Annotated in this window: 20 protein-coding genes, 1 tRNA gene and 1 pseudogene; 11 read left to right on the forward strand and 11 right to left on the reverse strand. The window is 65.9% G+C overall.

Annotated elements, in window-relative coordinates:
- Nucleotides 1–48: 48 nt before the first annotated feature.
- Nucleotides 49–381 carry a hypothetical protein gene (locus tag Q333_RS17620; protein WP_029416483.1) on the reverse strand — a complete coding sequence of 111 codons (333 nt, stop codon included), beginning with the start codon at nt 379–381 and terminating at the stop codon, nt 49–51.
- Nucleotides 382–655: 274 nt separating this feature from the next.
- Between Q333_RS17620 and Q333_RS0109330 the strand changes: the two genes are divergently transcribed.
- Both Q333_RS0109330 and Q333_RS0109335 read left to right on the forward strand, forming a co-directional pair.
- Nucleotides 656–1,660: an AAA family ATPase gene (locus tag Q333_RS0109330; RefSeq protein WP_211249705.1), complete on the forward strand. Its 1,005-nt coding sequence runs from the start codon at nt 656–658 to the stop codon at nt 1,658–1,660.
- Nucleotides 1,566–4,076 (forward strand): S8 family peptidase, encoded by a 2,511-nt coding sequence (locus Q333_RS0109335; RefSeq protein ID WP_051651221.1) that lies wholly within the window; start codon nt 1,566–1,568, stop codon nt 4,074–4,076. Before Q333_RS0109330 ends, Q333_RS0109335 begins: the two co-directional genes overlap by 95 nt.
- 271 nt (nt 4,077–4,347) lie before the next feature.
- Here the strand turns inward: Q333_RS0109335 and Q333_RS0109340 are convergent, their stop codons facing one another.
- The 4 genes from Q333_RS0109340 to Q333_RS16485 all read right to left on the reverse strand — a co-directional run bounded on the left by Q333_RS0109340 (nt 4,348) and on the right by Q333_RS16485 (nt 7,470).
- Nucleotides 4,348–5,487 (reverse strand): hypothetical protein, encoded by a 1,140-nt coding sequence (locus tag Q333_RS0109340; protein ID WP_029416488.1) that lies wholly within the window; start codon nt 5,485–5,487, stop codon nt 4,348–4,350.
- A 4-nt stretch (nt 5,488–5,491) separates the two neighbouring features.
- Complete coding sequence (locus Q333_RS0109345) at nt 5,492–6,298, reverse strand: DUF3307 domain-containing protein (RefSeq protein WP_211249706.1); 807 nt, start codon at nt 6,296–6,298, stop codon at nt 5,492–5,494.
- Nucleotides 6,299–6,409: 111 nt separating this feature from the next.
- Complete coding sequence (locus Q333_RS16980) at nt 6,410–7,060, reverse strand: hypothetical protein (RefSeq protein WP_029416491.1); 651 nt, start codon at nt 7,058–7,060, stop codon at nt 6,410–6,412.
- A complete protein-coding gene (locus Q333_RS16485; protein ID WP_157072413.1) occupies nt 7,060–7,470 on the reverse strand; it encodes a hypothetical protein in 411 nt (136 codons plus the stop codon). The genes Q333_RS16980 and Q333_RS16485 overlap by 1 nt, the downstream gene beginning before the upstream one ends.
- A gap of 663 nt (nt 7,471–8,133) precedes the next feature.
- On the opposite strand from Q333_RS16485, the gene Q333_RS0109360 reads away from it, so the two are divergent.
- From Q333_RS0109360 to Q333_RS0109380, 5 genes are read left to right on the forward strand one after another with little or no spacing between them, the layout of a single operon-like run.
- On the forward strand, nt 8,134–9,708 hold the full coding sequence (locus tag Q333_RS0109360) for an adenylate/guanylate cyclase domain-containing protein (protein ID WP_029416495.1): 1,575 nt from the start codon (nt 8,134–8,136) through the stop codon (nt 9,706–9,708).
- Nucleotides 9,705–11,420 carry a ThiF family adenylyltransferase gene (locus Q333_RS0109365; RefSeq protein WP_051651222.1) on the forward strand — a complete coding sequence of 572 codons (1,716 nt, stop codon included), beginning with the start codon at nt 9,705–9,707 and terminating at the stop codon, nt 11,418–11,420. Before Q333_RS0109360 ends, Q333_RS0109365 begins: the two co-directional genes overlap by 4 nt.
- On the forward strand, nt 11,392–11,952 hold the full coding sequence (locus Q333_RS0109370; RefSeq protein WP_084175887.1) for a Mov34/MPN/PAD-1 family protein: 561 nt from the start codon (nt 11,392–11,394) through the stop codon (nt 11,950–11,952). Before Q333_RS0109365 ends, Q333_RS0109370 begins: the two co-directional genes overlap by 29 nt.
- A gap of 11 nt (nt 11,953–11,963) precedes the next feature.
- The gene (locus Q333_RS0109375; RefSeq protein WP_029416499.1) at nt 11,964–12,890 is read left to right on the forward strand and encodes a TIR domain-containing protein; all 927 of its coding nucleotides are present in this window, start codon (nt 11,964–11,966) and stop codon (nt 12,888–12,890) included.
- Nucleotides 12,887–13,420 (forward strand): Pycsar system effector family protein, encoded by a 534-nt coding sequence (locus Q333_RS0109380; RefSeq protein WP_051651223.1) that lies wholly within the window; start codon nt 12,887–12,889, stop codon nt 13,418–13,420. The genes Q333_RS0109375 and Q333_RS0109380 overlap by 4 nt, the downstream gene beginning before the upstream one ends.
- Before the next feature lie 260 nt (nt 13,421–13,680).
- On the opposite strand, the pseudogene Q333_RS16490 reads toward Q333_RS0109380, so the two are convergent.
- The 6 genes and pseudogenes from Q333_RS16490 to Q333_RS0109415 all read right to left on the reverse strand — a co-directional run bounded on the left by Q333_RS16490 (nt 13,681) and on the right by Q333_RS0109415 (nt 20,234).
- Nucleotides 13,681–15,119 (reverse strand): annotated as a pseudogene (locus tag Q333_RS16490) (IS1182 family transposase).
- Nucleotides 15,120–15,246: 127 nt separating this feature from the next.
- On the reverse strand, nt 15,247–16,476 hold the full coding sequence (locus Q333_RS0109390) for a tyrosine-type recombinase/integrase (protein ID WP_029416502.1): 1,230 nt from the start codon (nt 16,474–16,476) through the stop codon (nt 15,247–15,249).
- 249 nt (nt 16,477–16,725) lie between these two features.
- The gene (locus Q333_RS0109400) at nt 16,726–18,246 is read right to left on the reverse strand and encodes a tryptophan halogenase family protein (protein WP_029416504.1); all 1,521 of its coding nucleotides are present in this window, start codon (nt 18,244–18,246) and stop codon (nt 16,726–16,728) included.
- 128 nt (nt 18,247–18,374) lie between these two features.
- Nucleotides 18,375–18,451: transfer RNA gene (locus tag Q333_RS0109405), tRNA-Pro, on the reverse strand.
- Between the two features lie 50 nt (nt 18,452–18,501).
- Nucleotides 18,502–19,701 (reverse strand): exo-beta-N-acetylmuramidase NamZ family protein, encoded by a 1,200-nt coding sequence (locus Q333_RS0109410; RefSeq protein ID WP_029416505.1) that lies wholly within the window; start codon nt 19,699–19,701, stop codon nt 18,502–18,504.
- Entirely contained in the window at nt 19,698–20,234 is a 537-nt protein-coding gene (locus Q333_RS0109415; protein WP_245591519.1) for a DOMON-like domain-containing protein, read from the reverse strand. Before Q333_RS0109415 ends, Q333_RS0109410 begins: the two co-directional genes overlap by 4 nt.
- A gap of 50 nt (nt 20,235–20,284) precedes the next feature.
- On the opposite strand from Q333_RS0109415, the gene tyrS reads away from it, so the two are divergent.
- The 4 genes from tyrS (at nt 20,285) to Q333_RS16495 (ending at nt 23,916) form a co-directional block, all read left to right on the forward strand.
- Nucleotides 20,285–21,541: a tyrosine--tRNA ligase gene (gene tyrS / locus Q333_RS0109420; RefSeq protein ID WP_029416508.1), complete on the forward strand. Its 1,257-nt coding sequence runs from the start codon at nt 20,285–20,287 to the stop codon at nt 21,539–21,541.
- Between the two features lie 11 nt (nt 21,542–21,552).
- Entirely contained in the window at nt 21,553–22,008 is a 456-nt protein-coding gene (locus Q333_RS0109425; RefSeq protein ID WP_029416509.1) for a peroxiredoxin, read from the forward strand.
- A 206-nt stretch (nt 22,009–22,214) separates the two neighbouring features.
- Nucleotides 22,215–23,360: a M23 family metallopeptidase gene (locus Q333_RS0109430; protein WP_029416510.1), complete on the forward strand. Its 1,146-nt coding sequence runs from the start codon at nt 22,215–22,217 to the stop codon at nt 23,358–23,360.
- Nucleotides 23,350–23,916, forward strand: coding sequence for a bactofilin family protein (locus Q333_RS16495; RefSeq protein ID WP_029416511.1), 567 nt, complete (start codon nt 23,350–23,352; stop codon nt 23,914–23,916). The genes Q333_RS0109430 and Q333_RS16495 overlap by 11 nt, the downstream gene beginning before the upstream one ends.
- The last annotated feature ends 26 nt before the right edge of the window (nt 23,917–23,942 follow it).

The following is a 23,942-nucleotide window of genomic DNA, read 5'->3' on the forward strand; positions in this document are numbered from 1 at the left end:
GGTGATCCCTGCGAAGGCCCGTTGCCGCACCGGCCCGGGCAGGTCTTCTCAGGCGTTGTGCGTTATGTGGGAGACGGCGACAGCCTCTGCCTGAGCGAGGCAGGAGGTCGCGTGGGGTGGATCGAGGTGCGTCTCGCTGACTTCGACGCACCGGAGTTGTCCGCTCCTGGGGGTCAGCAGGCCCGCACGCGGCTCCGGGGTCTTGCACTCGGCCGCCGTCTGGACTGTGTCGCGGTTCTCGGCCGGGCGGGTCGCGTGGTCGTCTATGATCGGGTCATCGCCGCCTGTCGGCTCGATGGCCGACCGATCGGCGAACGCCTTCGCGCCGCCGGAGGCCGAGAGGGCGGACGCTGAGACAGCCGCTTCGCCGGCAGCCGCCATAGGCGTGAGTTCAAAAACAGTCGCTGTCGGCGAACAGGAAGACCCTGCGTCCGATCCTGACGCATTCTGCTCTTACGCGTCGGCGAGACGGTCCGTTCACATCGGCGCAGCTCTCGCGGCAGGGCGAGGGGCTGGGCCATGTCGATGGCTCCACGACTCGCAACGAGCGTGTTAGGTATTGAATGGGCGGCCGTGCGAGGTCGCGGGACAGGCAATGGCGCGTAGCGATCTTCTGATTTCCTTGGTCCGAGCCGGAGCCGCCGGCGATCGCTCGATGCTGACCTCGACCGTTGAGGCCATCGTCGCCGAAGAGAAGTCGCGCAGCCATCATGTGCTGGCCGACCGTCTTCAACGCGCGTTGCAGTCCGTGCCCGTGACGAACTCGGCGGAGTTGCGCCGGACGGGCGGCGCCGGCGGCCGGGATTTCGTCATCGAGAGCGAACCGCGCGTCGAACTGGGCGATCTGATCCTGCCGCTGCCCGTTCGGCGGCTGACGGAGCAGTTGATCCAGGAGCAGCTCCGCTCGGATCTCTTGCGGACCCAGGGGATGCAGCCTCGGCACCGTATCCTGCTGTCCGGTCCTCCCGGCAACGGCAAGACCTCGCTCGCCGAGGCGATCGCCCAGGCCGCCTCCCTACCCTTGTTGACGGTGCGATACGACGCCCTGGTCGGCGCCTATCTGGGTGAAACCAACGCTCGTATGGCGAAGCTCTTCGAATATGCGCGCGCGACGCCGTGTGTTCTGTTTTTCGACGAGTTCGATGCGGTCGGCAAGGAACGAGGCGACGTCCACGAGACCGGCGAGATCAAGCGCGTGGTGTCCTTCCTCCTGATGCAGCTCGACCAGTTGCCGAGCTATGTGATCGCCATGGCGGCCACCAATCATGCCGAGCTCTTGGACCGGGCCGTTTGGCGCCGCTTTCAGCTTCGCCTGGACATGCCGGCCCCCGAAGTCTCGGGCCGCGCCGTCCTCGTGTCGCGGTTCATGGACGCCTGGCCTGAATCGGTCGGGCTGTCCGCCGAGGCTGTCGCCCAGAGGCTGGGTCCCGTCAGCTACGCGGAAGTGGTCGAGTTCTGCCAAAACGTGCGGCGTCGGCATATCCTTGCTCAGGGTTGTGAGTCGCTGAAGCAGGCGCTCGGCGACGAACTTTCACTGTGGGCGTCCCGCGTGACGCCGGAGGGCCATGGCGAGACCGACAAGACCCCTGCTGCGGCTGGACCCGCCGACGCCGCGCGCCCGCGTCACAAGACCCGGCTTTCCAAGCCCGCGCACGATTGATCGCGACCTCCAGATCGCGACGCCGGCAGGTCAGCGTCTTCAGGCCCTGTCCCGCGTTCTGTCGTCTGGAACGCCGGCCCTGCAGCTGCGGGCGGATCCTTCCGGTCTGGCCCCGGAACGGCTTCTCGTCTTCGAACTGACCGCAGATGTCGGCGGCTTCATGCGCGCCGCGACCCGCGTGCCCGGGCTTGAGTTCGTCGGCGCCGACGAGCTCGAGCCTGACGGCCTTGACCGGAACCCGGCGCTCTATCTGATGATCCCGGATGGCCGCGCCCTGACGCAGATGGCCAGTCTTTGGCGCGAGTATGCGGCGGGGCGGGAGTTGCCCTACGGCTTCGCACCTTGGCGCGACCTGTTTCAGCAGATGAAGGATCTGCGTGCGTGGGGACCACAGGACCGCCTCACGCCCGAGGACGCCGCCGTGTTGGCCGAGCAGCGCGCGGACGCGCGCGGCCGGGTCCGCCTGGAAATCGAGCTCGTGTTTCGCGCCGTCGGGGGAGCCGAGGCCGAGGTCTCCGGTCTTTTGGCCGAACGCGGCGGCACGGTCATCTCAACGAGCCGGATCGACGGCGCTCGCTACCACGCCCTTCTGGCCGATGTGCCCTTGGCTGAGGTCCAGGCCGTTCTCGCGCGCGGCTATGTAGGCCTGATCGCCTCAGAGGCGGTGATGCACATCCGCCCCCAAAGCGCGGTTCACCTGACTGTGGTGGAGCCGGATGACGCCCAGCCTCCCCCGGTCGCCGGAAATCCCACAGGCGATCCGATCGTCGCTGTGTTCGACGCGGTGCCGTTGGCCGGTCATCCACGGCTTGCCGGACGCTTGTCTGTGGAGGATCCCTTCGACCTCGAAAGACGATCGGTGGGTCCTCGGATCCATGGGACGGCTATGGCCTCCGCCGTGCTTCATGGCGATCTGCAGGCGTCAAGCCCGCCCCTCGACCGCAGCGTTCATTTCGTCAATGTGATGTACGCGCCCGCCCCGATCGACGATGCTGAGCGGTTCCCGGATCGGCTTCCCGCCGACCTGTTCCACGCCGCGGTCGCGCGGATGAAGACCGGACCGGACGCGACGGCTCCCCACGTCATCGTCATCAACGCCTCGCTGGGCGACAGAAACAAACCGTTCGCGGGTCGGATGTCGGGTTGGGCGCGAGTCATCGACTATCTGTCCTACGCCTACGGCGTGCTGTTCGTGATCAGCGCCGGCAATCACGGGGCCGAACTCGAGACGATCGACGTCGATGTCATCGCCTTCGAAAACCTCTCGCCGGCCGAACGCGCAAAGGTGGCCTTGCGGGCGAGCGGATCGGCCATGGCCTATCGTCGCGTTCTGGCTCCGGCGGAGTCTATGAATGCCTTGACGGTCGGGGCCTTACACGGCGACGCCGGCGGCCCGACACCCGAAGCTGCCTTGACCTTCGACGTCTGGGCGGACACCGGGTTGTGCACGGTCTCCAGCGCGCTCGGCCCGGGTCATGCCGGTGCGGTGAAGCCCGACATCCTCGCTCCGGGAGGGCGACATCACGTCCGGTTGAGCCCCCGCGGCCAGGGCCACGCCCTGACACCCCTGCGCAACGCCGGCGCGTTCGGCGGGGTGCTGGTCGCCGTTCCACCGGACCAGCGGGTCGCCCGACCCGACGCCGTCGGCAAGTCGATCGGGACCAGCGTCGCCTCGGCCTTGACCACCGGCCTCGCGGCGAGGGCTCACGAGGCGCTCGAGGCGGTCTATGAGGATTTTCTCGACATCCCGGCAGCCCACCGCGCCGTGCTGATGAAGGCCCTGTTGGTCCATTCGGCCCGATGGACGGTCGCCAGAGACCTGATCGTCGAAACGCTGGGCCCTGCGGACAATCGGCTCCACGTGCGCCAGAAGGACAACGTCCGCCGGTATCTTGGATTCGGCGCGATCGACGGGGATGTCGTGCTGGACTGCACCTCCGACCGCGCGACGCTATGGAGCGTCGGCCGGCTCGGTTCGGACGAGGCGCATACGGTCAGCATCCCGATCCCGGCGGCCATGGCGGGCCGGGCCACCCCTCACGAGGTCTGCGTGACCGTCGCCTGGATGGCGCCCCCGCGGATCGGCGCGCCCCGCTATCGCGGCGTTCAGATCAAGATCGTCGAGCCTCATGACGCCGCCGCCCTGCTCGCGGTATCCGCTGATGGGCTGCAGCCGGATTACAACCAGGCTCACAACGGGACGGTCGTCCATCGCCGTTGGGAGGGGGCCCGGGCGGCGGCATTCGCCGAAAACGCGACCTTTGACGTCGTCGTCCAGCGCCAAGTCGACGATTTCGCGGACCTCACGCCGTATGCCGTGGCGACGACAGTGAAGATGGCGGGCGTTAACGACATCTACGCCCAAGTCCGAGATCGCCTGGCGGTACGTCCACGAGTACCTGTCGTCGGCACCTGAGCCGAAGAGAAGCAGGCGCCGCTCCTCTTCGCCTACCGAGAACCGCCACTCGTATTCTCGCATAGCGTTTCCGCGCCGATTTAACGGGAAGACTGCCCTACCCGCGAAAATCTCATGACTGGAGAGCGCCAGGAGCGGACATTGTCGCCAGTCCGGTAACGCGACCTTCGGCTTTCTATCAGCGTCAAAACATCGCCGGAGCACTCGGCGAGATCAGACAGCCCGGCCTCAATAGCAGGATCGGTGAATGTGTTGATCAGCTTGAGACACCTCAGGCGCCTTTCAACGTGTTCAGCTGATTTGGAATTTCCCAGTAGTGCGCTGCCCTGACGACGTCGCAGAGCAGACCCCGCAGTTCCAGCATCCCGGGCGTAGCTCGCCGGAAATTCTCCAGCCGACGCTTATCGACATAGAGGCGATCCACATAAGGAGCCAGGGCCGCCAGATAGCCGTCGTTCACATCGCTTCCCGGACGGCGCAGACCTTCCTGGCGACTTCGATCCAGGGCCTTCGTCAAGACCCAGTGCGGGCAGTGCTCCATGGTTACGGTGCCTCGCAACACCTCGAAAGGCCGGCCAGTCGCTTCGGCGATCACAGCGAGCTGAGACCGGAAGACACAGAGATCACCGAGCTCGTCATTGGTCATGTCGAGGCGAAGTTCCTCGCGTCGAACGCCTCGCGCCTCTGACGTCCGCACGATGAACTCCCAGATATCCGTCTCTTCCCAAGGGCGCATGTCGGCCACGTCGTTGAAGAACTCGGCGGCGATTTCATGGGGACGCTGGATGCGTCCGTCTCCCTTTGAGGCGATCTCCTGTCCCATTGCGGCCTGCATCGCAGCCAGCGTGCGGTGGCTGTCTTCTGGGGTTCGAAACCGGCTGGAGATCAACGCCGATAACGGTGCCTGGCCGTTGCCGAACGTCATCGGAGCGATGGCGGCGATGGTCCGGGCCCTTCGCGCGCTCGCGCGCAGCAAGGGTCGCAACTGACGCCAGAGATCTGGGTCACCCAAGGCCTCGCGCGCCGCGCCGTAACGGAAGAGATCGGGCCTGACGCGGTCTCGCACGGCTGTAAGGCTGGAGGCTCCTTCGCATTGTGCGACGGCTTCGGCCGCCATGATGTCGGTAATGGCACCGGGACCGTGAGGGGCCCGCGCCGAGCGGAGCCATGCGATGAAAGGCAGGTCAAGCATATAGGCCAGCCGCGCCTCGGCGAGGTCCTCTTTGTCATGATTGAGCAGCTCCTCCAGGTGATGGAAAGCGAGCGTCAGGACATAACCCTGGTCAAGCAGCCGGTCGGGAAAGCTGCGGGCCTTGTCGCGCATGGCTGAGGACGGCGAGACGGCGTCGCGGATCAGATTGGCCCAATGGGAGGTGTCGAGGGTCAGGCGCCGTGGTTGGGCGAGATCCAAGACGTCAGCCGCCCCAGTGAAGCAAGGCGGCGCGCGTCAGGACGGCGGAGGCGATCGCCCAGCCGAAACTCAACAGGGTTCCGATGATGACATATTCGGTGTTGGCTCGGGCATGTGCGTCCGAGAAGCGCAGGATGGATTTCGCGGCCAGCAGCAGCCCCACCCCCTCCGGTTGGCCGATGAGGATCAGCAGCAGGGCGACCGCGCGCTCTAGCCAGCCGATGGCCTGACCTCCGCCCGGCAGCCCCAGGCCATCCTGGGACGTGGAAGATGGCGCCTGGGTTTGGGGCGGTTGTCCCGCCGACGGGCCACTCGGGGTAATCCGATGAGGACCAAACCCGGCCAGAAGCTTGTCGATGAAGATTCCGCCCGCGGCGACGGAGAGGGCGACGCCGCCGATGACGGTGAAGGCCTGGAAGAGAAGACGTTGCTGTTCAGCGGGGAGACCGCCCCACCCGCCTGTCGAGACGGTCGAAGGCCAAGCGATGGCGACACAGACGATGAAGGCCAGATGGACCAGCTGATCGATGAGAAAGGGCCAGAATCCGTCCCGAGCCTTCTTGGCCTCGGGCGTGTTGCCTCCGTTGATCCAGGCGAGCTTGGCCCAATCGGTGAGAGCATGGGAGACCACGATCACCATCAACGGCCAGGGATTGATGGCGGCCGTGAACAGCCAGGCGGTCAGGCCAACGATGAGGATATGAAGACCGAAGCCCTTCCAATGGCGCTTGTTGTCCAGAATCCAGGGGGTCTGCAGGACGAAGTCCGCCAGCACATGAGCGACGAACAAGGTCAGGAGGGTCTCAAGCACGGGCCATTTGCCCAATCGGTCGCTTCTCCAAAAGCAACTTCATTCGGTTGCTATTCCAAAAGCAACCCATATCGGTTGCGGTACCCACAACAGCTTCATGCCGCGCCCGGCTCACGCGCGACCCTCGAACACGTCCAAAGCCATCATGACGGATGAGAGGCCATATTGACGATGCACCTTGCTGACGAACTGGCGGGACACCCCCAGGGCGTCGGCCAACGCCTCCTGGGTCTTGTCCAACGGCCGCAACATTTCCAGCGCCACCTTCGCCTGGGAGGAAGACCAGCCTCCCACGACATGGCTGCAGAACGAAAGGACGGTCGGCAGATAGGTCTCATCGGGTTCAGGCTGCGCCGTGGCCAGCCTGAACCCCTCGAACCGGGACATGTCGTCGAGCGCCCGCCCGGACAGCACGAAGGCCTCCCCGGTCGATTGGGACACGGCGTCTGCATCCAGCGCGTCCATCGCGCCGACCCCTACGGAGATCCGGGTGTCGGCATCCTCCTCCAGGGCGCGAAGGGTGGTGCGCAGATAGAGGACGGCGCGCAGCCAAAGATTCGGTTGTGTCAGAACCAGCTGCCAAGAATCCCCCCGGAAAAAGTCCGGACCATGAACCGCTCCGCGCCCCCAGCCCGCAATCTCCCGGGCCGCGCGGCGCAAGGATTCGCGAGCTTGCAGCAGACCTTCATGGCTCAGAGCGGTCGATCGCACCAGGTCGCCGGTCAACACGGCAACGGCCGTCCCCTTCACGCTGCGGGCCATCAGAACCGCGGGCCTTGCGGCTGGCCGGCGCAGATCCAGTCGCTTCGCCTGTTGGACTTGGGAAGAACTCCTGCCTGAAGAAACGGCGGCCGCCCCTCTTCCATCTTCATTCGCCCGTCGAACCTGTTCACGGCCGCTCCGCCTGTGACGAAGGTCAGCCCATAGCTTTCATCCGTCACTGTCAGCCTCCCCTTTGGCGCACCCGGTCCATTGGACCAGGCCACGGTACGCGCTCCGGTGTCGAGCCGAAAGACGCGCGTCGGCGCCCCCGACGGCGCGCCGACGCGAGAACAGGAGATCTGCACGACGCGGGGCGGATCGACATCCGGATTCCAGTCGCCGCAGCCAGCCAGAGGCACGGTCAAAGCCATCCCTGCCAAACCCCACCGCCTGAAACCGAACACCGCCATACTCCGACCTTAGCGTGTGTCGAAACGTCCGGGAAACCGCGATCTTGCGTGAGAGAGGACTATGGGCTCTAGGCTTCAAAGACCCACGATCTCGCGTCGTGAGGCGTTTCGGCCACTACATCTTGACGCAGATGTCGACAGATGGTTCGAATCGGCTCACAGAAGCAGATGGATTAACAGGACGTGTAGAAACGTCTTTCGGTCGGCTGCGACTCAATCTACCGCTATGGTGGAGCTGGGTTCGGGCTGTTCATCCCTCCCATTAGGCTTAGAGCGTTTCAGGTCGATCGACCGCGTCGTGATGTGCGACGCCGGCGGCCCTGAGGAGGCCGAGAGTACGGCGACGGACGTCGCTGAAGGCGGAAGGGGGACGGCGGGCTGACTTTGCCGGTGCATGCAAGCCGCCCCCTTCCGGCACCGACTCGTTAAAGTGCGGCGGTCGCGATCCTATGCCGCGATCACCGGGGGCGACAACACGCAAACGTCACGCCGACCGTTTCCGCTTCGACGAGTCTTCATCACACCTAGGTGGAGCGAAGACCCATGACCCAGAGCTGATCGTCAAAGATTGAACACCACGCGTCGCCCGGCGCGTGCCCGTCGTCCCGCGCGAAAGACGCCGCGGACGCCATACATGCCGCATTCAAAGAAAGGGCAAAGCCGATGGCCGCCCATACCTGGAACAGCGCGCGCGCCGCCAAACGCATCGCCGCGCGACTGAAAGAAGTCAAAGAGATCGAGATCAAAGACTACGTCCGCGACACCGACCTCACCACCCTACCCCGCAACAAAGCCTATCGGGTCAGCGGCGTTCACCTCTACGTCGACATCAAGAACCTCGAGGCCATGCTCGCGACCACCGCGGTTGAGGGGGAAACCTGTCACAAGCGGACGCTGCGGTTCCTCAACCTGCATTTCCGCGCCGTGCGTCGCATCCTGACGGCCGTCGGGGCCATTGAGGTCGATTTCCACAATCAACGCCTTCACGCCGTCATCACAAAACCCTACGGCGACGAACCCGGCCGTCTCCACCGCGCCATCGCCATCGCCCAACTAATCATCGACGTCCTGGCCCAGACCGGCGAGGAAGGCGACGACGTCATTCCCGCCGCTAGGGTCCGCGTCGGCATCGACAGCGGGATCGCCCTGGCCGTTTGCAATGGTCGCCGGGGCCATGTCGAACCGCTGTTCCTGGGTGCCCCGGCCAATCTGGCCGCCAAGCGCGCCGGCGGCGGCAAGGCCGAAGGAATCTATCTGACCAATACGGCCCGTGGCGTGATCGACCTGTCGGAGGACGGCGTCGAGGACCGCACACCTCTGTCCGCCGACGAGATCGCCGACAGCCAGGACGAGGCGGCGCTTACCGTCACATCCGATCAGATCGTGAAGGACTGGCGCACCGACCTCGCCAACAATCCGATCGCCAAATTCGAGTTCTCTGGCCACACACCGCCCTTCAGCAACCTCGACTTCGAGGTGCTGACGCCGAAGAACTCGCGTCGCCAGACGGCGATCTCCGTCTATGCCGACATCGACGGGTTCACCGACTTCGTCGCCGCGGGAGTCTGCGACGATGAGGCGGCCAGGGACGTGGTGCGGGTGCTCCACGTCCTGCGAAGCGAGATGGACGCCGTGCTTCACACCGATTTCGGGGGTCGCAAGGTGCGCTTCGTCGGCGATTGCGTCCACGGCGTGCTGGGAGAAGGCACGGCCCAGACCACTAATGAGGAAGAAAGCGTAAGCACGGCCACCTTGTGCGCTGCCGGCATCCGCAGCAGCTTCGACCAGGCGATCACCGCTCTGGAAGACGAAGGTCATCTTGAAGCGGGCCACGGGCTGGGCGTTGCGATCGGTTTCGACCTGGGTCCGATCGCCCTGACCCGTCTGGGCATGAAAGGCTCCATGGTGCGCTGCGCCGTGGGCCGCTCGGTTCTGGGGTCCGAGGCCCAGCAACGACGCTGCAACGGCGAGGAGACCGCGATCGGCCTTGCGGCCTATGACGCCGCCAGCAACGCCGTCCAGACCGCCTTCGGCTCGGCCCGCAAACGCGGCAGTCTGACCTATGAGGCGGCGGTCGAGGAACTGGCCAACCGTCAGGACGAAACGGCGAAGGTGGCCAAGGCGGTGGCGAAGGCCGCGGCCGCCGGTGGGCTCTTGCAGTCGAGTGCGGCTCCGGCCGCAGACTACGCCTTCGCGCCGCGTCGCATCGAGCCGACCAAGCCGGCGGGCTTTGCATGACGCTCTGGTTCCTCCAGGATCCCGGCCGCCTCGCCGCGGAGCGGGACGCCCTGCTCGCTCTGGCGGGCCGGGCGTCCTGGCTTACGGTTGAGAGCCCGCGCTTCGACGACAGCGCCCGACTGTGCGTCGCCATCGAAATCCAGGGCGAAGGACGGCTCTATCGCGCCGAGCTTCGCTACCCCGCCTCCTTTCCGTATTCGCCGCCCTCGGTCGTTCCCGCCGACGAGGAGCGGTGGTCCGGCCATCAATACGGACCCGGGGGCGAGCTTTGCCTCGAACATGGGCCAGACAACTGGACGCCCGAGCTGACCGGGGCCCATATGGTTGAGAGCGCCCAGAGGCTGCTTCAGGTTGAGGCCCCGGTCGCCGGCGTTCCCCAACCTGCGGCCCAAAGCCGCCACGCCACCACCCTGGGGCAGGACCTGCGCGCCCGCGCTGTTCGCTTCGTCATCACTCAGGCCTTCGCCGGCCATATGGCCGAGGCGGATGACGGCGCCACCCTGGCCGTGGACGCCTACTGGCCCACCCGCGACAGGCAACACACCTTGACCCCGGTCAGGACCTTGGACGCGCAAGGCGGGACCTGGTCCGATCCAACCGTGCCGAAGGCCCTTTGGGCCGAAGCAACCCTGCACAAGGCGACCGCTTTCCGCCTGCCTCGCGGCGCACGTCTTCCCCGCACGTCCTCGGCGTCAGTCTGTCGGGAAGACCTGGCCGCGCTGGGGTTTCAGCCGGAACCGAATGACAAGGCCTTTCCGCTGCTCCTGCTGTGGTCGGACGACGGGGCCCGTCTGATCTGGCTCACCGACGACGACACGGTGATGGCCTTCGCCAACGTCCCCGCGACCGGCGGCGTGCGGCTTCCCTCGCGTTATGCGGCCCTGAAGGCCCGCAGCGTAGGCCTCGTCGGCTGTGGATCGGCGGGCGGAAAGATCGCTGTCAGCCTCGCCCGGGCCGGCGTCGGCCGGTTTGTGCTCGTCGACGACGACGTGCTTTTGCCAGAGAATCTCGTCCGTAACGACCTAGACTGGTCTCACGTGGGTGAACACAAGGTACGGGGCGTCGCCCGTCGCATCGCATTGGCCGGCGACGCCGAGATCGAGATGGAGATGAAACGGCTCGCCGGCCAGGAGGCGAGCGGCGTGGCGGACAGCGTGCTGCAGAAGCTCCAGGGTTGTGATCTGGTGATCGACGCGACGGCGGACCCGGCTGTATTCAACCTTCTCGCGGGCATTTGTATCGCCGCGCGAAAGCCGCTGTTCTGGCTGGAGATCTACGCCGGCGGAATCGGGGGACTGATCGCCCGCTCACGCCCCGGCGAGGATCCCGCGCCGCATCTGGCCCGCAACCGCATCCAGGCCTGGTGCGACGCCCTGGGCGTCCCGCCGCCGGTCGCCGCACGGCCGTATGAGACCGGGGGCGAGGCGGACCCTCTCATCGCCGACGACGCGGACGTCGGTGTCATCGCCGCCCACGCGGCGCGGTTGGTTCTGGACCATCTGATCGGCGCTTCCCCATCGGCTTTCCCCAGCTCGGCCTATATGATCGGCCTGGGCGCCGAATGGATATTCGACCAGCCCTTCGACACCCGCGCTATCGATCTCGGCGGTCCCGCTCCCCCGTCGGCGCCCACCTCTGATTCCCTGGCCGGCGTCACCCTTCTCGCCCAGATGCTCAAGGACCATGGCGCTCAGTCTTCACATTCCGCCTGACCTTCTGGAACGCCTCGCGCGAGAGCTTGCGCGCGGGGGGCGCCGCGAGATCGGGGGGGTTTTGGTGGGCGAACACCTTGGGCCCAACACCTTCCGGATCGTCGATCTGTCTGTCCAGCGGCAGGGCGGCGAAGCCGCATGCTTCGTGCGGCGCCCTGCCGCTCACAAGGCTTTTCTGGACGCCTTCTTCCGCCGAACGGGCGAGGACTACGGTCGGTTCAACTATCTGGGCGAGTGGCATTCGCACCCCTCCTTCTCCACCGACCCGAGCGTCACGGACGTCCGGCAGATGTTTGAAATTGTATCCGATACGTCCGACGCGCCGCCCTTCGCCGTGCTGTTGATCGTCAGACTCGCCGCCTCCGACCGCGTCATCTGTGGCGCAACCGCCTTCCGCAGCACCGGGGTCGCCGAAGCGGCGACCCTGGTCGTCCAGCCGCGCCTGGAGGGCGAGGCCCTTCTACCCCCGACCGGTTGGTTCGCCAGACTGTTCGGCGCGCCCGGCCGCAAACCTTCCGTCCGTCTGATCTGATCAAGGCCGCCATGTCCCTGAAATCCCGCTTCGAAAGCCGGGACGACCTCACTGAGGCTCTGCTCGCCCAGCGCATTGTTCCAGACGCGGCCGTCGCCGCCGCTCTCGCCCAGCAGGGTGAGTTGATCGAGTTCGCGCCCGGCCGTGCGATCGTGGAACAGGGGGCGGCTGACCGCGACCTCTATTTCCTGCTCGCGGGCAAGGCCCAGATCATCGTCAACCAGGTCCGCCTCCATTACCGCGAGAAGGGGGTGACGATCGGGGAGATGTCGGCGATCACGCCGCATATCAGCCGCGCAGCGACTGTGGAGGCGGCGGAAACGACGGTCTGCTGGAAGGTCAGCCACACCCGTCTCGCCGAGGTCGGTGCCGATCATCCGCACATCTGGCGACGGATCGCCCAGGATCTGGCCGAACGGCTTGAACAGCGGAACCAGTATGTAAACCGGGCCAACCTCCGCCCGCGCCTGTTTCTGATCTGCTCTGCCGAGGCCTTGGCCATCGCGAAGGCGATCCGGGTCGGTCTGGAACACGACGCCGAGGTGGTTATCTGGAGCGACGACATGATTTTCGCGCCCGGAGCCTACCCCCTCGAAGCGCTCGAGGAACAGGTCGGCCTGGCCGATTTCGGCGTCGCCCTGGCCGAACCCGACGACCTAGTCCTCTCGCGTGATCGCCTGTCCGCCACGCCGAGGGACAATGTCATTTTCGAACTGGGATTCTTCATGTCGCGGCTGGGTCGCCATCGCACCCTGCTGCTGGTTCCCCAGGCCGAGGACGTCCGCCTGCCTTCGGACTTCAAGGGGCTCACCCCGCTTCCCTACCGAACGGCCGAAACGCCCAGGGATCGGGCCGTCGCCCTCGGCCCGGTCATCGACAAGATCAGCGCCGTGATCGCCGAGAAGAAGGTGCGCTCCTCGATGAAGGAAGCGAAATGACCCTGCCGGCGTCCCCGCACACTGCGACCGATGCGGAGAATCTGACTGCCGCCCTCGCCCAGCTCGACCGGATCCAGGGTCTCTTCGGTCGAGCCGAAGGCAAGGCGTCCTTCCTGATGGCGGTTGACCTGGCTCTTCTGGGATCAGTCGCAGTCTCGTTCCCCGTGCCGGCGCCCGTTTCTCCGGCCGGCATTAGCGGCGTCATCGCCGCCAGCCTGCTCGGATTTAGCCTCATCAATCTCTACGCAAGCTTCTACCCCCACCTCAGAAATCCCAAGCCGTCGATCCTGTATTTCGCGGACATCGCCGCCCTCGGTTCCGACACTTACCGTCGGCAGCTTCGCGGAACATCATCTGCAGACCTCGCCGACGACGCCCTTTGCCAAGTCTGGCGCAACGCCGAAATCCTCGACAAGAAGTTCAAGCGCTCACGGTCCGCCTTTCTGCTGATCGCCGCCGCCCTTCCCTTCTGGCTGGCGACCCTGGCGCTCGCCACCGCCCGCTCCAGCAGCATTCCCGGTCTTGGATGACGGACGCTGCAGCCTCCTCTGAACGGCCCCGACCGCTTGGCCAGTCCGTCGAAGGTCTCACGCGCGAGCCTAGCGAGACGGTTGCGTGTTTGCAGACCTTTGCAATGTCGTTTTTTAGCCAGGTTACGGGCATCTAGAGCGAAAAGAGGTGTTCGCTGGATAGCGGACACAGCGAACTTCCGCTTTGAGTCGAGGCCGTGTAAGAACGCATCAAGCCGAGGCTCCGCGGAGGTGGCGGCAAGGCGTGGAGCGCCTCCGTCTCAGGCTCTGATCGCTTTCATGAGGGGCTGCGTTCCGAGCACCGCCATCATCCGCTTTATGTTGTAGGCCAGGATGTGGAGGCTGATCTCAGTCTTCACGTTGGGCAGGCGCTTCATCAGGAAGTGGGTCTGGCCCATCCAGGCCTTGATCGTGCCGAAGGGATGCTCGACCAGCCGTCGTCGGATGCGCATGGCGCGGGGCGCCAGGTCCATCCGTGTCTGCAGGGCGTCGATCACCGCTTCATGTTCCCACCGGGTGATCCGGCGCTCGACGGCGGGCGTGCACTTGGGCTTCAGCGCGCAGCCGGTGCAACTGGCCCGATCCCAGTAGCGGTGCAGCGTCATCCCCTTCTCAACGGTCGTCATATGACGCGGCAGGAGCGCCCCGGCCGGGCAGCGATAGACGTCCTGATCCGGCTGGTAGACGAAGTCCTGCTTGCCGAAGCGGCCCGCCGCCTTCGCGCCTGAGGTCAGGGGCTTAGGCACGTAGGGCGTCACGCCCATGGCCTCGCAGGCCAAGATCTCCTCGCCGGAGAAGTAGCCACGATCAGCCAGCACATCGAGCGCTTCCACCCCCATGGCGTCTCTGGCCTTTCCGGCCATCGAGGCCAGCTGCTCGCGATCACTGCCGGTCATCACCACCTCGTGGGCGACGATCAGGTGATGCTCGCCCTCGACGGCGGACTGGACGTTGTAGCCGACGATCCCGCTGCCCCGGCCGACGTCGCCATGGCCCGAGCGTCGGGATCGGTCAGGGAGACCTGGCCGTCGGGTGACGCCTCCACCTCGGCCTCCATCGCCTTCAGCATCGCCATCTGGGCGCGCAGCCGTTCGATCTTCTCGACCAGCCGTCCCGACCGGGCGTCGGAGGCATCACTGTCCTGCCGATCCGCCGTGTCGAGCTCCTGCAGATAACCGGCGATGTGCTCGGCGACCTGTTCGATGCGCCGCTTCACCTTGTAGGCGGTGAAGTTCCTGTCGCGGGTGTTCACCGCCTTGAACTTCGATCCGTCGATGGCGACCAGGGCCGATCCGAACAGGCCGAGCTGTCGGCACAACACGACGAACTGAGCGCAGGCCGCCTGGATCGCCGGGCCGTTCTCTCGGCGGAAGTCGGCGATGGTCTTGTGGTCCGGGGCCAGCCGCCCCGTCAGCCACATGAGCTCGACGTTGCGCTGCGCCTCGCGCTCCAGCCGACGGCTGGACTGCACCTTGTTCAGATAGCCATAGACGTAGAGCTTCAGCAGCATGGCCGGGTGGTAGGCCGGCCTGCCCGTCGCCGCCGGCGTCATGCCCTCGAACCCCAGACCCTTCAGGTCCAGATCGTCGATGAAGACATCGACCACCCGGACCGGATTATCCTCGGCCACATAATCATCGAGACATGCGGGGAGCAGCGTCTGTTGCCGACGGTCCGCGCCCTGAACGAAGCGGTCCATGTCCACCTCCTGCTGACCCAAGAGGCTAACCTAATTCGCTCAAGCAAGACGCGTTTTCACACAGCCTCAGTCAGAAGGAGACCCTCGCCCGGTCAAAAAGGGGCTGATCAGTTCCGGCTCTGTCCGATCAAAGACCGCTCAAGCAATAGGCCGACCAAGCCTCGAGCACAGTGCGCCGTTTCTTTAGTGCATCGCCTCTCCGATAGGCCCGCTCAGTCTCATCGCCGACAGAATGCGCGAGGCATTCCTCGATCACCTCGCGAGCGAAGTCCGTTTCATCGCCAGCCCAGTCGCGGAAGGTTGATCTCATGCCGTGCGGCGTCCAAGGCGGAGCGAGGTCGCGCAGCAGCATGTCCATCGCCATGTTGGACATGACGCCCCCCCGCTGTGAGGGAAAGACGAGGTCGTTGGGTCGGCTTTCCTCCGGCCGGACCTTGGCGAGCACGGCGAGCGCGCCTGCCGACAGAGGTTGACGGAAGGCCTTTTCCTTCATTCGCTGGGCGTCGAGTTCCCAGAGATCCCCAGCGATCTCACGCCAGGTCGCTTCGAGCGTCATTGTCTCTCGAGCGACCGTCAGGATGGTGAACTCCAGGGCGCGGGCCGACATCCCCTTGCTGGCCGACAGCTTGACCATGAAGGCGGGGACATCCTGATAGGGCATCGCCCGCATGTGACCCCTCTGCAGCTTGGGCCTCGGCGGCAAGAGGTGAACCAGGTTGCCTTTCCAGAGGGCCGGGTTCTCCCCGCTCCGCAACTTCCGAACCCGTGCGTAGTCCAGCACCCGTTCCAACCGCTCGCGCAGCTTTCCGGCCGACTCCGCTTTAGTCATCCAAAGCGGCTCAAGGACCCGAATGACGTCGTCAACATCGATCTCAGCCACGGGCCGGCCCTTAATCGCCGCCGCGTGACTTTCAATCGACCGCATCCAACTGGCCTTTGTTTTTCGACCGCGCCAGCCACCTTCTTGAGCGCGAACGTAATCAGTCCAGCATACCTCCAGAGTCGGGGCTTTCGCCGAAACGATAGACGCGCTTGCCGCAGCGGCCACAGATGAAACAGACTGAACCTGGTGAAGTCTGCCGCGAGCGCGTTTCGGTCGCTCGCCGAGAGGGTCCGACCCTTTGATCACGCCTCGTTTGATTTCGTCCCGCGCCAGCCTTGCCTCGGCGAGTGTAACGTCATGGAACGAGCCGAGCCCCATTTCTCGCCGACGACCACTTGCCGAATAGCGGTACACCCAGCTTCGCGACCCTCCCTCTGTGACTTGCAGATAGAGCCCGTCGCCATCGGGGTGGTAGCCCGGCACCTTGATTGCGCGAGCACCGCGATCGGTGAGTTTGTTGACGCTGTAAGCCACGCGGACACACCAAAAAGGTTCGACTCCCTTGTACCCACAACAGGGTCGAAAATCCACTCCTTACCCACCAGGCTACCCACCAGGCAGACAGAAACTCCGAAAAACGCCATGGAACACGGCGAACCAAGACAGGCTCATAACCTGCTGTTTCAACGCGTTTTATTGGAGATCAGGGGTTTAGATTGAAAACGGACGAAACAGCCGTTAAGCTCCTACCCGCGGAGCCACTCGGATGTTCGGCGCGAGGCATCAAGCCGCCGCCGTCTCTTCCGCCCACATGCCCTTGGTTTTCAGATAGTCCTCGTGCGCGGGCAGGGCGTCGGCCGTCGCCGCCCACGCCTGCCGCGTCTGCTCGAAGCCGGCCGCGACCTGGTCCAGGTTCTGATAGTCGTACAGCGGATTGTAGGCGCGGGGCGTGATCCCCTGCCCCATCATCACCGCCATCCAGGATCCCTGGCTGAAGTATTCGTCGGCCCCGACCTGGAACAGCAGACCCCGGTCGCGGAACATCTCCACCCGCTCGCTCAGGCTGTCGGGGATCGGCATCTGCGCGACGTTCCGCCAGAACGGCGTGTCGTCCCTCTGGGTCGCGTGATAGTGCAGGATGACGAAGTCGCGGATCAGCTCGATCTCGCGGATCAGGCGCCGGTTGTAGCCGTCGATGTTCGGCTGGCTGAAGGCCGTGTCCGGCCAGTGCTGCAGCAGTCGGATGATCCCCACCTGCACCAGATGGATGCTGGTCGATTCCAACGGTTCGATGAAGCCGGACGACAGGCCCAGCGCCACGACGTTCTTGTCCCACAGCTTCTTGCGCCGTCCCGTCACGAACCGCAGCGGCCGGGGTTCGGCCAGTGCCTCTCCGTCCAGATTGGCCAGCAGCGTCTCGCGCGCCCGGTCGTCGTCGATGTAGTCGGAGCAATAGACGTGGCCGTTGCCCGTCCGGTGCTGCAGCGAGATGCGCCACTGCCACCCCGCCTCCCGCGCCGTCGACGAGGTGAAGGGATCGACCGCCCTTACCTTGGCGCAGGGCACGGCCAGCGCCCGGTTCATCGGCAGCCAGCGCGACCAGTCCTCGTAGCCGGCCTTCAGCGTCTGCTCGATCAGCAGGCCCCGGAACCCCGTGCAGTCGATGAACAGGTCGGCCTTCAGCGTTCGCCCGTCCTTTAGGACCACATGGTCGACGAAACCGTCGTCCGGCCTCTGCACCACCTCGACGATCTCGCCCTCGATCCGCTCGATGCCGCGCCCGGCGCAGACTTTCCGCAGATACTGGCCATACAGCACCGCATCGAAGTGATAGGCCGTGTGAAACCCTGCCAGCGCCGAGCGCGGATCGTTGGATCGCTCCCCAACCTTGCCCCGCCGCGCCGCGTGCGAGGTGACCGAATAGGCCTCCAGGCTCGCCGCCTTGCCCCGCGCCTTCAGGGCGAAGTAGGAGCCTGGAAACTCCCCCAGCGTCGGCCCGCGCCCGAAGGTGCCGAACGGATGGAAATAGGCGCTGTCGGCCCGACCCCAACCGTTGAACTCGATGCCGAGTTTGATGGTGGCCTTGGTCTCGCGCATGAACTCGGCCTCGTCGAGGTCGATCATGGCGTTGAAGTCGCGGATCGGCGGCACCGTCGCCTCGCCGACGCCGACGATGCCGATGTCGGCGCTTTCGACCAGCCGCACCTCAGCGTTCGGCCCCACCGACCGCTTGATCGCCGCCGCCGCCATCCACCCGGCCGTCCCGCCGCCGACGATGAGGATGGATTTGATGGGTTCGGGCATGCACGCCTCCGGTCTTACTCGGACCGCACAATGAAGTGGGCTCCGCCACGACGCCAGAGGCCAGCAGCGTCAGCCGGGCTCAAGCAGCGAGCGCCCGCGGCGCGAGCGGTAGCCCAACAAAGAAGGCATGGTCGGAGTGGCAGGATTCGAACCTGCGACCCTCTGCTCCCAAAGCAGATGCGCTACCAGGCTGCGCTACACTCCGAAGGCGCGCTCTCTGCCACGCGCGCTGCCTGCGGGCAACGCGCGATCGGTTCAATAGAGCAGATGCGGCCGCCGCGCCTCGATCCAGGCGGCTTCATCGGGCCGGGTCACGCCGTTCAGATCGCCCGGCGTCGCCGCCGTGTCGTCGACCCACTCCCGCAGGCCCGGCCCACCATTGATGGTATCGATCGGCAGTCGGTCGAAGGCGTATTCATAGGGGAAATCACGCCACAGGTCGTAGTCCGGATACAGCCGCCGGATCGCCTTGAAGCCCAGCGCCTGCACCCGCCACGGCCGGAAGGCGTGGTGGCCATAGCGCGGCCCCTCGACATGGATTTGCACGCCGGAACACAGTTGGCCAGCGTGCTTGTGGAAGGTCGGCTGGAACCACATGTCCCTCAGCACGCACCCGCCCAGCCAGTCCGGCTCCAGCCGGTGCATCTCCGCGATCACCGCCCGGGCGTCGATGTCGGGCGCTCCGAACAGCTCCAGCGGCCGCGTCGTGCCCCGCCCCTCCGACAGCGTCGCGCCCTCCAGCATGACGGTGCCGGCATAGCACCGCGCCATCGAAAGGTTCGGCGCGTTCGGGCTGGGGTTGATCCACTCCCTCTGACCCAGCGGCCAGCCGAAGCCCGGAGCCGCCTCGGGGTCGTAGCCCTCCATCTCGATCACGCGATAATCGACGTCGAGCCGGAAGTGATCGATGAACCAGCGGCCCATCTCGCCCATAGTCAGGCCGTGGCGCATCGGCATCGGCCCCGCGCCGACGAAGCTCTCGAAACCGGATCTGAGCGTCAGTCCCTCGACCGGCCGCCCGGCGGGGTTGGGTCGGTCCAGCACCCGGACTGACTTGCCGGTCTCGGCCGCTGCTTCCAGCACATAGAGCAGCGTCGTCAAGAAGGTGTAGATGCGGCATCCCAGGTCCTGCAGGTCGACCAGGATGACGTCGAACGTCGACAGCATCCGCCCTGTCGGCCGCCGCACCTCGCCATAGAGGCTGAACACCGGAAAGCCGTGGACCGGATCGGTCTCGTCTGGCGTCTCCATCATATTGTCCTGCAGGTCGCCCTTCATCCCGTGCTGCGGGCCGAAGGCGGCGCTGATCGTCACGCCCGCCGCGATCAAGGCGTCGATGGAATGCGTCAGGTCCGCCGTCACCGAGGCCGGATGGGCCAGCAGCGCCACGCGCCGCCCCTTCAGTTCGGCCAGCAGGGCGGGATCGGCGAGCAGACGGTCGATGCCGAACTTCATGGAAGCTCCAGGACGAAGGAGTCGGGATGATGGAAGTCGGGCTTATCCGAGGGATGGGACAACGCCCAATAGGAGAAGGTGCCGTCGACGGCTTCGATGACGGCGGACAGCCCAAGCCGCCGCGCCCCGTTCGGCAACTCGATGCGCGTCTCCAGCGAGAGCATGTCCCACGCCAGGTCAAGCTGGCCGGGCGTGGCGACCTCCAAGGCGTTCCGCATGCCCTGACGCGGCGAGTCGAAGCGATAGGTGGCCCACTGCCCGGACGGCGAGAGATTGTATTCCACATAGCCGTCGTCGGCCTCGACGAAGGCCTCGAAGCAGCTGTGTCGCCACAGATCGTCGGCCCGGCCGGGCTCGGCGTCCTCCGGCCACACCACCTCGGGCATCTGTCCCTCGGCAATGAACCGGAGCCACAGCACCAGGCCATCGCGCTCGAACCGCACGGCCAGGGTGTCGATCGGGCTATCCGGCGAGCTCGGATGCGGCTTCAGCCGGACTTCCAGCATCGTCGGACTGTCGGTTCGCTCCGGCATCCCATCGTGCTACACGCCCCCTCCTCCCAAAGCCAAGCCCGCCTAACGCCATGACCGAGCCCGCCTTCCAGTCCGACTTCCTCCAGACGCTCCAGGCGCGCGGCTATATCCACCAGATCACCCACCCGGCGGAGCTGGACGCGGCGGCGAAGGCCGGCGTGATCTCGGCCTACATCGGATTCGACGCCACCGCCCCGTCGCTGCACGTCGGCAGCCTGATCCAGATCATGATGCTGCGCCGGCTCCAGCAGGCCGGTCACCGTCCGATCGTCCTGATGGGCGGCGGCACGACCAAGGTCGGCGACCCCACCGGCAAGGACGCCTCGCGCCCCCAGCTGACCGACGAGACCATCCAGTCCAACCTCGACAGCATCAAGCAGGTCTTCTCGAAGTTCCTGACCTTCGGCGACGGACCCAGCGACGCCGTCATGGTCAACAACGACGACTGGCTGTCGGGCTACGGCTACATCCAGTTCCTGCGCGACTTCGGCACCCAGTTCACGGTCAACCGCATGCTGGCCTTCGACTCGGTCAAGCTGCGGCTGGAACGCGAGCAGCCGATGACCTTCCTCGAGTTCAACTACATGCTCATGCAGTCGGTGGACTTTCTGGAGCTGAACCGGAAGCTGGGCGTGACGCTGCAGATGGGCGGCTCGGACCAGTGGGGCAACATCGTCTCGGGCGTCGATCTGGTCCGCCGCGTCGATCAGAAGGCGGCCTTCGGCCTGACCACGCCGCTGCTGACCACGGCGTCCGGCGGCAAGATGGGCAAGACCGCGCAGGGAGCGGTGTGGCTGAACGCCGACCAGCTGTCGCCCTTCGACTACTGGCAGTTCTGGCGAAACGCCGAGGACGCCGACGTCGGCCGCTTCATGCGCCTGTTCACCGACCTGCCGCTGGACGAGATCGCCCGCTACGAGGCGCTGCCCGGCGCCGAGATCAACGAGGCCAAGAAGGCGCTGGCTGACGCCGCCACGACCATGCTGCACGGCGCGGACGCCGCCCGCGCGGCCCGCGAGGGCGCCGAGGCCGCCTTCGAGCGCGGGGTCGTCTCCGGCGACCTTCCGACCGTCGAACTTCCCTCGTCCGAGGTCATCGGTGCCATGATCGCCGCCGTCGCCACCCGCGCGGGCCTGACGGCGTCGAACGGCGAGGCCCGTCGCCTGGCCCAGGGCGGCGGCCTGCGACTGAATGACGAGGCGATCGCCGACGGCGCTCGGCTTATCGAGGCGTCCGACGTCAACGCCGACGGGGTGCTCAAGCTCGCCGCCGGCAAGAAGAAGCTGCTGCTCGTCAAGCCGATCTAAGAGGACTTGCCATGACCGAGATCACCGAAGGCTCAAAGGCCCCCGCGTTCGACATGCCCGCCGACGGCGATGGCCGCGCCACGCTGTCGGGTCCGACCGTCCTCTACTTCTACCCCAAGGCCGATACCCCCGGCTGCACCAACGAGGCCAAGGACTTCACCGCCCATGCCGACGCGTTCGCCAAAGCGGGCGTCACCGTCATCGGCGTGTCCAAGGACCCGGTGAAGAAGCTCGACAAATTCAAGGCCAAGTACGATCTCAAGGCCACCCTGGCGTCGGACGAAGAGACCGGCGTCACCGAGGCCTACGGCGTCTGGGTCGAGAAGAGCATGTACGGCAAGACCTACATGGGCATCGAGCGCGCCACTTTCCTGATCGACGGCGCGGGCGTCGTTCGCCGCGTTTGGCGCAAGGTGTCGGTCAAGGGCCACGCCGAAGAGGTTCTGGCCGCCGCGCAGGCGCTCTGAAAGCAGGCTCTTCCGGTCGCGGACGGTTTTACAGTCCAGTTTCTGAAACTCACAGATGTAACAAATCGCCCGGCAGGCGAACTTTAACCCTCTCTAGATTCGTTCACGCGAAAACCGGCCCCGAACGTGGTTAAGATTGCGTGAACGGTATTGCCGTCGGGCAACAGGTCACGGATAACGCTTCCCGTGCATGGGGGCGTGTTCACATGGTAGAAGAACAGGGAGTGGTCAGGCGCTCTTTGATCGACCGCTGGTTTCCGGAACGGCATGTTTATCTGCGTCAGAACGGCGAGACGCGCGGATATGTTCTGACCTCGGGTCGCCAGATGATGATGGCGACGGTCGCCATCGTCGGCGCGGCCTGGACCCTGGTCGCGTCCGGCGGCTTCCTGTTCGACATGGTCATGGCTAGCCGGGCTGACGATGAGGTCGCCCGCGCCCGCGCCGCCTCGGAGCGCCTGAACGCCGACCTGCAGGCTCGTCTCGAGACCGCTGTCGTGCGCATGTCCGCCACCACCGGCGGGTTGGAAGACATGGCCCAGATGGTCGAGCGCCGTCACGCCGCCCTGTCGAACGTCATGGGCATGTTCCGAGGCGTCGACGGGGCCGAGACCGTTATGGCCCCCGCCCCCGCCCCACCCGACGGCGCCGCCTCCCCTGTCCAGCGTATCGTGGCCGTCCGCATGGATCAGGAACGCCTGATCGAGCGGGCGGGCGATTTCGCCCAGTCCCGCGCCGAGCGCCTGCGCCTCGCCTTCCGCCTCGCCGGTCTGAACCCCGCCGCCTACGCCCCGACCGGGTCGGCTCTAGGCGGCCCGCTGGTCGAGGCCGATGACGCCAAGGCGCTCGCCACCATTCTCGACGTCGACGAACCCTTCGCCGTCCGGATCCGCCACGCCGCCGATAACCTGACCGAGATGCGGCGCCTCGCCGACTCCGCCGAAGGCCTGCCGTTCGACCGCCCCACGAACGCTCGCACCACCTCCAGCTTCGGCGTGCGCTTCGACCCGTTCAATGGTCGCCCGGCGGTGCATCAGGGCCAGGACTTCGCGGCACCGCTGAACACGCCGATCTACGCCACCGCTCCCGGAATCGTGTCTTTCGCCGGCGTTCGTTCAGGCTATGGCAACACCGTTGAGATAGACCACGGCCGAGGCTTCAAGACCCGCTACGCCCATCTCAACTCGATCGCCGTCCAGGCTGGCCAGCGCGTCGGCCTGACCCAGCGCATCGGGGCGATGGGCTCGACCGGTCGTTCGACCGGCGTTCATCTGCACTATGAGGTGTGGATGGACGGACGTCCGCAAAATCCCGCCCGCTTCATGAGAGCCGGAGACACCCTTGTTCAATAAAGCCAAACCCGCCGCCACGCCCGACCGTCCGTCGAACGCCCTGCCGATCCCTCCCCTGCCGGATCTGCCGTCCTCGAACGCGGCGCGCCCACCCGCGCCTCCGACGCCGGCGCCCTCGCCGGTCGCCTCCTCGCGCGGCCTGTCGACCCTGTCCTCGGACCTCCAGTTCGAGGGTCACGTCACGGGCGCCGGCGACCTTCAGGTCGACGGCGCGGTCAAGGGCGACGTCCGCGTCGGCCGCCTGATCGTCGGCGAGACCGGCGCCATCGAAGGCAATGTGACCGCCGACTATCTGGAAGTCCGCGGCCGCGTCGTGGGTGCCGTCGCCGGCAAGCAGGTCAAGCTGGTCTCGACGGCCTACGTCGACGGCGACATCACCGCCGAGCAGTTGTCCATCGACATCGGTGCCTACTTCCAGGGCCGCGTGCTGCAGAGCCGCCGCGAAGCTCCGGCTCCGGTCGCGCCAGCGCCGCGTCCGGCCCCGGTTGAATCGCCGGCTCCGATACCGATCCCTGCGGCCGAGGCCCCGCAGACCATCGAGATGAAGACGGTCTGAACTGATCTCCCCCTCCCTTTCGGCGA

The sequence above is a fragment of the Brevundimonas bacteroides DSM 4726 genome, assembly GCF_000701445.1.
Lineage (GTDB): Bacteria > Pseudomonadota > Alphaproteobacteria > Caulobacterales > Caulobacteraceae > Brevundimonas > Brevundimonas bacteroides.

What these genes read in the sequence shown, in the direction of transcription:
- Q333_RS17620 (WP_029416483.1), bottom strand. Translation starts at nt 381, where the DNA reads ATGGCGGCTGCCGGCGAAGCGGCTGTCTCAGCGTCCGCCCTCTCGGCC.
- Q333_RS0109330 (WP_211249705.1), top strand. Translation starts at nt 656, where the DNA reads ATGCTGACCTCGACCGTTGAGGCCATCGTCGCCGAAGAGAAGTCGCGC.
- Q333_RS0109335 (WP_051651221.1), top strand. Translation starts at nt 1,566, where the DNA reads ATGGCGAGACCGACAAGACCCCTGCTGCGGCTGGACCCGCCGACGCCG.
- Q333_RS16980 (WP_029416491.1), bottom strand. Translation starts at nt 7,060, where the DNA reads ATGGCCCGCAGCGTGAAGGGGACGGCCGTTGCCGTGTTGACCGGCGAC.
- Q333_RS16485 (WP_157072413.1), bottom strand. Translation starts at nt 7,470, where the DNA reads ATGGCGGTGTTCGGTTTCAGGCGGTGGGGTTTGGCAGGGATGGCTTTG.
- Q333_RS0109360 (WP_029416495.1), top strand. Translation starts at nt 8,134, where the DNA reads ATGGCCGCCCATACCTGGAACAGCGCGCGCGCCGCCAAACGCATCGCC.
- Q333_RS0109365 (WP_051651222.1), top strand. Translation starts at nt 9,705, where the DNA reads ATGACGCTCTGGTTCCTCCAGGATCCCGGCCGCCTCGCCGCGGAGCGG.
- Q333_RS0109370 (WP_084175887.1), top strand. Translation starts at nt 11,392, where the DNA reads ATGGCGCTCAGTCTTCACATTCCGCCTGACCTTCTGGAACGCCTCGCG.
- Q333_RS0109375 (WP_029416499.1), top strand. Translation starts at nt 11,964, where the DNA reads ATGTCCCTGAAATCCCGCTTCGAAAGCCGGGACGACCTCACTGAGGCT.
- Q333_RS0109380 (WP_051651223.1), top strand. Translation starts at nt 12,887, where the DNA reads ATGACCCTGCCGGCGTCCCCGCACACTGCGACCGATGCGGAGAATCTG.
- Q333_RS0109400 (WP_029416504.1), bottom strand. Translation starts at nt 18,246, where the DNA reads ATGCCCGAACCCATCAAATCCATCCTCATCGTCGGCGGCGGGACGGCC.
- Q333_RS0109410 (WP_029416505.1), bottom strand. Translation starts at nt 19,701, where the DNA reads ATGAAGTTCGGCATCGACCGTCTGCTCGCCGATCCCGCCCTGCTGGCC.
- Q333_RS0109415 (WP_245591519.1), bottom strand. Translation starts at nt 20,234, where the DNA reads ATGCCGGAGCGAACCGACAGTCCGACGATGCTGGAAGTCCGGCTGAAG.
- tyrS (WP_029416508.1), top strand. Translation starts at nt 20,285, where the DNA reads ATGACCGAGCCCGCCTTCCAGTCCGACTTCCTCCAGACGCTCCAGGCG.
- Q333_RS0109425 (WP_029416509.1), top strand. Translation starts at nt 21,553, where the DNA reads ATGACCGAGATCACCGAAGGCTCAAAGGCCCCCGCGTTCGACATGCCC.
- Q333_RS0109430 (WP_029416510.1), top strand. Translation starts at nt 22,215, where the DNA reads ATGGTAGAAGAACAGGGAGTGGTCAGGCGCTCTTTGATCGACCGCTGG.